Source organism: Massilia sp. CT11-108 (genome assembly GCF_047302915.1).
Lineage (GTDB): Bacteria > Pseudomonadota > Gammaproteobacteria > Burkholderiales > Burkholderiaceae_D > Telluria > Telluria orientalis.
On the sequence record NZ_JBKYMO010000306.1, the window covers coordinates 1 to 6,941 of the forward strand.

At 63.6% G+C, this 6,941-nt stretch carries 3 protein-coding genes; 2 read left to right on the forward strand and 1 reads right to left on the reverse strand.

The features are described from left to right. The coding region (locus tag ACEN88_RS21105) for a MarR family transcriptional regulator (RefSeq protein ID WP_413342710.1) at positions 1–436 on the reverse strand (436 nt) is incomplete at its 3' end. Positions 437–889: 453 nt separating this feature from the next. On the opposite strand from ACEN88_RS21105, the gene ACEN88_RS21110 reads away from it, so the two are divergent. Both ACEN88_RS21110 and ACEN88_RS21115 read left to right on the forward strand, forming a co-directional pair. Continuing rightward, complete coding sequence (locus tag ACEN88_RS21110) at positions 890–3,922, forward strand: TonB-dependent receptor (RefSeq protein WP_413342713.1); 3,033 nt, start codon at positions 890–892, stop codon at positions 3,920–3,922. A gap of 595 nt (positions 3,923–4,517) precedes the next feature. Continuing rightward, positions 4,518–6,860, forward strand: coding sequence for a TIM-barrel domain-containing protein (locus ACEN88_RS21115; protein WP_413342716.1), 2,343 nt, complete (start codon positions 4,518–4,520; stop codon positions 6,858–6,860). Positions 6,861–6,941: the final 81 nt, after the last annotated feature.

Consider the following 6,941-nt stretch of genomic DNA (forward strand, 5'->3'; position numbering starts at 1 on the left):
GCTTGCCGTGGCCGGCAGGGCGGGCGAGCCGCTTCGCCAGTTTCACGAGCGCGAGCGCAACGAGGCGGATGCACGAGGCGGGATCGGCCGGGTCTTCGTACGTGAGGATGCGCGTGTCGAGCACTTCGCCCAGCAGGTTCGTCGCGACGACGCGGGCCTCGTCCACGCCCAGGTCGGCGCCCAGCAGGGCGAGCCGCGACGGGTCCAGGTGCAGGGGCGTGGCGCGCCGGCCCACTTCGCCCGTCACGAGCAGTTCGCTTTCGGTGAGCCAGCCTTCGTCGACCAGTTCGCGCACGAGCAGGCTGATCGTGGATTTCGTCAAACCCAGCACGTCGGCCAGCGCCGCGCGCGACAGTCCAGGCTGGATGCTGACCTGGCGAACCAGTGCCATGCGGTTCAGTTGCTTGAGGAGTTGCTGGTCACCGGTGACGGGCATGGGTGGGAAAAATCAAGTGGGTTGTGATGATTATGCAACAGATTGGAAAATTTTGTTGGTCATGCATTATGCATAATCATAACTCCGGCGCTGTCGGTTGGTGAAAAGTATAACGGGATGCGCTTTGTAGCGGTTCCGAACGAAGTGATTGATTTCTTTATGAAATCGATTTCTTGAACAAAAATCGGACACGGTAGTACGTACGTTACGTAATACATCATTCTCACGAATAACCACCGCCCAAACTGGTGCGCGGGCGCCTCTCGACCGTGCAAACTTTGGTTCGACCGATTGACCAATGGAAGTATTGTTCTTAATCTTAAACAAATGATGTCCGCTATCAGTGACCAAAGAGTCAATCCATGAAGCGGGTACGCCAGGAGTAGTACCACCACCACGGACGTCGTCGCCCGGCGGGCGCGGCGTTTTTTTCGAGAGACGAGAGGAGACACAGTGCTGCACACCAAGAGGGTCTTTACCCACCACCTGAACACCAGGCACCGCCTGATCAGCCTCGCCGTTGCGAGCGCCTGCGCCGCCCTGGTCGCACCGGCATTCGCACAGGACGCGAGCAATGGTGCTTCCAATGGCATCGCATCGCCCAACGACCCGGCCGTCACCGCGCCGGTGCAGGGCGTCGCGACGAACACCGTCGTCGTGAAGGGTATCCGCGCCAGCATGCAGTCCACGCTGAACCTGAAGCGTAACTCCGATGGTATCGTCGACGGCATCGTCGCCGACGACATCGGCAAATTCCCCGACACCAACCTCGCCGAATCGCTGCAGCGCATTTCCGGCGTGTCCATCGACCGTTCGCGCGGCGAGGGTGCCAACGTCACCGTGCGCGGCGTCGGCCCCGACCTGAACGTCGTGCTGCTGAACGGCCGCCAGATGCCGACCGCCAGCCTGGCCGACCAGGCCGGCCGCGCATTCGACTTTTCGAACCTCGCTTCGGAAGCCGTGTCGCAGATCCAGGTGTACAAGAGCGCACGCGCCGACACGCCCCCGGGCGGCATCGGCGCCACGCTGAACATCATGACCGGCCGTCCGCTCGACCTGGGCAGCCAGGCCAGCATCGGCGTCAAGGGTGTGTACGACAAGTCGAACAACAACCTGCCGGGTATCGACGCCGGCAAGAAGGTCACGCCGGAAGTCTCGGGCCTGTACAGCACCACGTGGAACGACGGCATGTTCGGCCTCGCCGTCACCGGCAGCTACCAGTCGCGCAACCTGGGCGTGAACCAGGCGGCCATCACCAACGGCTGGCTCGGCCCGTACAAGGGCAACACCGTCAGCGACGACCCGGGTCCGATCCCCGCGAACGGCGCCGGCGTGACGAATCCGCCGAAGGCGTCCGACATCTACCTGACGCCGCAGAACCTGTCGTACTTCGTGCGCGGCTCGCAGCGCCAGCGTACCAACGGCCAGCTGACGTTCCAGTTCCGCCCGGTCAAGGAACTGACGACCACGCTGGACTACACGTACGCGCAGAACAAGATCCAGACCAAGTACCACGAACTGTCGGTCTGGTTCAATCACCCGCTGAACGCCCAGACCAGCAGCTGGACCAACGGTCCGCTCGCGTCGCCGATCTATTATGAAGAGCAGGTGAAGAACCAGGATCTGGCGATGAACGGCGGTAACTTCGCCACCAAGTCGACCCTGGACTCGATCGGCTTCAACACGCAGTGGCGCGCCTCGCCGGCCCTGCGCCTGTCGCTGGACATGCACCACTCGCAGGCCAAGGCCGAGAAGGACAGCCCGTTCGGTTCGAACAACGACCTCGCGACCGTCACCTTCAGCCGCAACACGACCGGCGTCGACTTCACGCAGGAGATGCCGATCCTCGTCATCCCGGGCGGCGCCAACTACCAGGCCTCGCCGAACCAGGTGTCCGGTTCGTGGTTCCAGGACGGCCTGAACAAGATGAAGATCGACCAGATCCAGGCCGGCGGCAGCCTGAAGCTGTTCGAATCGTCGAACCTGAACTTCGGCCTGTCGCACACGAAGGTCAACAACCATTCCGTGTTCCAGCAGGTGCAGCGCGACACGTGGGCGGGCGGCACGTCGAACAACGCGGGCGTCGACTATGACCAGAGCCTGTGGCATGCCGACACCATCAGCCAGTACTTCAGCAAGCTGGGTGGCTCGGGCGATCCGCGCCTGTACAACCAGTTCATGCTGTTCGACTTCGCCAAGGTGCGCGACAACGCGATCAAGGTCACGGGCGACCAGGCCGGCTACACCCCGAGCCTCGCGAACCCGAGTTTCGACCGCACGACGATCGAGAAGACCAAGGCGTTGTACATGCAGTTCAACACCGACTGGGATACCGCGCTGCCGATGCACACCGGCATCGGCTTCCGCTACGAGAAGACCGACGTCGCGTCGACCGGTCTCGCCAAGCTGCCGGTCGGCGTGCGCTGGATCTCGCAGAACGAACTGCCGGTGGACTTCGGCAACCAGGTCTTCCAGACCCAGCACGGCAAGTACAGCAACTTCCTGCCGACCGTGGACTGGGACATGGACGTGCGTTCCGACCTGAAGGTGCGTGCGAGCTACGGCGTGTCGATCGGCCGTCCGCGCTACGACCAGATCCAGGGCGGTACCACGTACAGCTCGACGGCGGGCGTGACGGGCGTGACGGGCAGCAGCGGCAACCCGGCGCTGACGCCGGTGAAGTCGAAGAACCTGGACCTGTCGACCGAGTGGTACTACACGAAGCAGAGCATGGTGTCGCTGGGCCTGTTCCACAAGGACCTGTCCGACTACGCGGGCCAGACCGTCGTCACGTCGCCGTCGCCGACGGCGCTGACGCCGGTGGGCGGCGCCTACTGGAAGGCTGCGATCGCGTCGGGCTGCGTGGCGACCGACACGAACTGCATGCGCGACTACATCCTGAAGAACTTCAACGGCCAGCCGGGCGTGACGTCGAAGGGGATCAATGGGGAAGGGCACTACACCGGCACGATCACGGGCGTGCCGGGCGACCCGGCGCTGCCGTACCAGATCACGACGTACATCAACCAGAAGAAGGCCTCGCTGAAGGGTGCGGAAGTCAACTGGCAGCACATGTTCAGCAACGGCCTCGGCTTCCAGGCGAACTACACGTACGTGAAGTCGGACCTCAAGTACGACAACCTGGGCACGGGTAACCAGTTCGCGCTGGTCGGCCTGTCGAACTCCGCCAACCTGGTCGGTATCTACGAGGACGACAAGTGGTCGGTGCGCCTGGCCTACAACTGGCGCGGCGAGTTCCTGGCGAACGTGGCCGACAACGGCAAGCCGAACCCGCAGTACGTCGAGCCGTACGGCCAGACCGACCTGTCGATCGGCTACAACGTCAACAAGAACCTGTCCGTGTCGCTCGAGGCGATCAACCTGACCGACTCGACCCAGCGCACGCACGGCCGCAGCGACCAGCAGGTGCTGCAGGTCACGACCGGCGGCCCGCGCTACATGCTGGGCGCGCGCTACAAGTTCTGATGATGTGCTGACGGCGCGGCGCGGCGCTGCGTGCGCCGCCCGCTCGAAGGGCCGTCCCAAGGGGCGGCCCTTTTTTGTCGCTCGAAATCGGGGTCAGCGAAATCGGGGTCAGCGAAATCGGGGTCAGAGCACATTTCGGGCTGGATTCGGGGTCAGAGCACATTTCGGATCAATATCTCGGCATGTAATAACGGAACCACGAGATGTGCCATCTTGCCGGCATGTAGTGCCGTCGCCCCCCGTCGGCGCCGCGGATATGTTCGTGCAAGACCTTGCTCCAAAAAGGGCTCTGACCCTGAAGTTACGCCGAAATGTGCTCTGACCCCGAATTGTTGGATGGTAGCGTATAGCAACGTATTATTTTCCTTCCTTCGGCGTTTTTAGCGATTGCGTATGTGACCGCTAACAGCGACAATAACAGTTCAACTATAACGCGCACGCCGCCGCTCCCGGCAGGTAATGTGCCGAGGAGACGTCCGAAACCGCCCGCCACGCGCGTGCCACGGGTCATACGGCCCGTAATGACAGCCTCTCCGGCCCATCGCCGCCACTTGCGAACGCGTCGCCCGATTCACCACCTGCGATAGAGGACTGGATGAGACTTACCCTGCACCGCACGCTGATTGCGCTAACATCGGCGCTTGCCATCGTACCCGCGGCCTTCGCCGCTCCGCTGACCACCCTGGACCGTAACGGTGCCTGGGTGTCGGTGGAAGCGTATGGCCCGAACATCGTCCACGTGACGATCGCCGTCGACAAGGACGAAGTCCTCAAGGGTCCGGGCTACGGCATCCTGAAGAAGAACGCGGACAACGGCGCGTTCCGCCATGCCGCGGGCCAGGACGGCGACACGTTCACCTCCAATGGCATGACCGTGCACGTGAACGCGGCGCCGCCGGCGCGCACGCCGAGCCAGCCGGAGAAATACTTCGCGCCGTCGCTGGCGCCGGTGGGCCTGCAGGTCAAGAACGCCAAGGGCGAGCAGATCCTCGAGATGCAGGGCTGGGAGATGTCGCCACAGACCGTCAACGGCGAAAAGACCTACCAGGTCGGCGCGTCGTTTGCCGCCGCCCGCGACGAGCATTACTACGGCATGGGCCAGAACCAGGAATCGACGGGTCCCCTGGACCTGCGCGGCCGCACGCTCGAGTGCAAGCACTGGTACGACGCGCCGACCGGCGAATCCGTCTGCGTGCCGTTCATGGTGTCGTCGAAGGGCTACGGCATCGTGTGGGACAACCCGTCGGTCACGCGCTTCAACGCGGGCATCCACGGGCGCACGAGCTTCCAGTCGAACGTGGGCGAGCGCGTGTCGTTCTTCGTCATCACCGGCAAGACCAGCGACGAGATCTACTCGGGCTACGCGCGCCTGACCGGCAAGACGCCGATCCCGCCGAAGGCCGCGTTCGGCCTGATCCAGTCGAAGGCGCGCTACGACAGCCAGCAGGAAGTGCTGCGCGTCGCGAACACCTATCGCCAGAAAAAATATCCGCTCGACGTGATGGTCGTCGACTGGTTCTACTGGACCCGCATGGGCCAGATGGACATCAACCCGGCCGAGTTCCCGGACCCGGACGGCATGAACAAGCAGCTGCACGACATGGGCATGCAGTCGATCGTCTCGATCTGGCCGCGCTATGAAACGGCGGGCCGCTACTTCAACGAGCTGGATGCGAAGGGCTATCTGCTGAAGGACAAGGACGGCAAGACCGTCGACGGCCTGCCGTTCCGTTCGGACCGCACCGGCGGCCTGATCGACGCGACCAATCCGAAAGCGCGCCAGTGGTTCTGGGAGAAATCGCGCGACAACATCCTGTCGCACGGCTTCGACTACCCGTGGCTGGACGAGACCGAACCGGACCTCGTCCCGGACGGCTACTTCTATTCGATCGGCTCGGGCGACCGTTACCACAACCTGTTCCCGCTGCTGCACGTGGAAGGCTTCGCCGACAACATGCGCACGTGGAAGCCGAACAAGCGCGTGCTGATCCTGTCGCGCGCCGCCTACCTCGGCTCGCAGCGCACGGGCGCGCTGTTCTGGTCCTCGGACGTGAACGCGACGTGGGAAGCGCTGCAGCGCCAGATCCCGACGGGCCTGAACATGACGGCTTCCGGCATCGCGCTGTGGGGTAACGACATCGGCGGCTGGCAGGGCATCCCGGGCAAGAGCGACGGCACCAAGCCGCCGCTGCTCGATCCGTCGGATGCGCGCGACGTCGTCGGCCAGAACGACGACTATCCGGAGCTGCTGACCCGCTGGTTCCAGTACGGTACGTTCCTGCCCACGCTGCGCCTGCACGGCCAGCACAAGCACACGGACATCTGGTCCTTCGGCAAGCAGGCGGAAACCATCCTGGCCCGCTACGACACGCTGCGCTACCAGCTGATCCCGTACATCTACAGCCAGGCCAAGTTCACGCACGACACGGGCGCACCGTTCATGCGCGCCCTGTGGATGGACTTCCCGAACGACCCGAACGTCGCCAACATCGGCACGCAATACATGTTCGGTCCGGCGTTCCTGGTGGCGCCGGTGACGGAGCAGGGCCAGACGGAGAAGAACGTCTATCTGCCGGCCGGCACCGACTGGTACAACTTCTGGACCGACGAGAAGCTCGCCGGCGGCCAGTGGGTCAAGGTTGCCGCACCGATCTCGCAGATCCCGGTGTTCGTGAAGGCCGGCTCGATCGTCCCGTTCGGCACCGACATCCAGTCGACCGCGACGAAGCAGGGTATCGCTTCGGTCAAGGTCTACCCGGGCCGCGACGCGTCCTTCGACCTGTATGACGACGACGGCGTGTCGTACGATTACGAGAAGGGCAAGGGCACGACGACCCGTCTGCAGTGGAACGACGGTGCCGGCAAGCTCGAGGCCCGCGGTGGCGATGCGAACCTGGCGAAGAACCTGTCGAGCATCGTGAAAGTCGTAGGTAAATAATCGCGTGACGCATGGTGGGCACAGGGTGCCCACCTTACGAATTCGACGCAGCCGTAGGGTGGGCTCCCCGAGCCCACCAAC

Coding starts and splice junctions, on each gene's coding strand:
- ACEN88_RS21115 (WP_413342716.1), top strand. CDS start 4,518: ATGAGACTTACCCTGCACCGCACGCTGATTGCGCTAACATCGGCGCTT.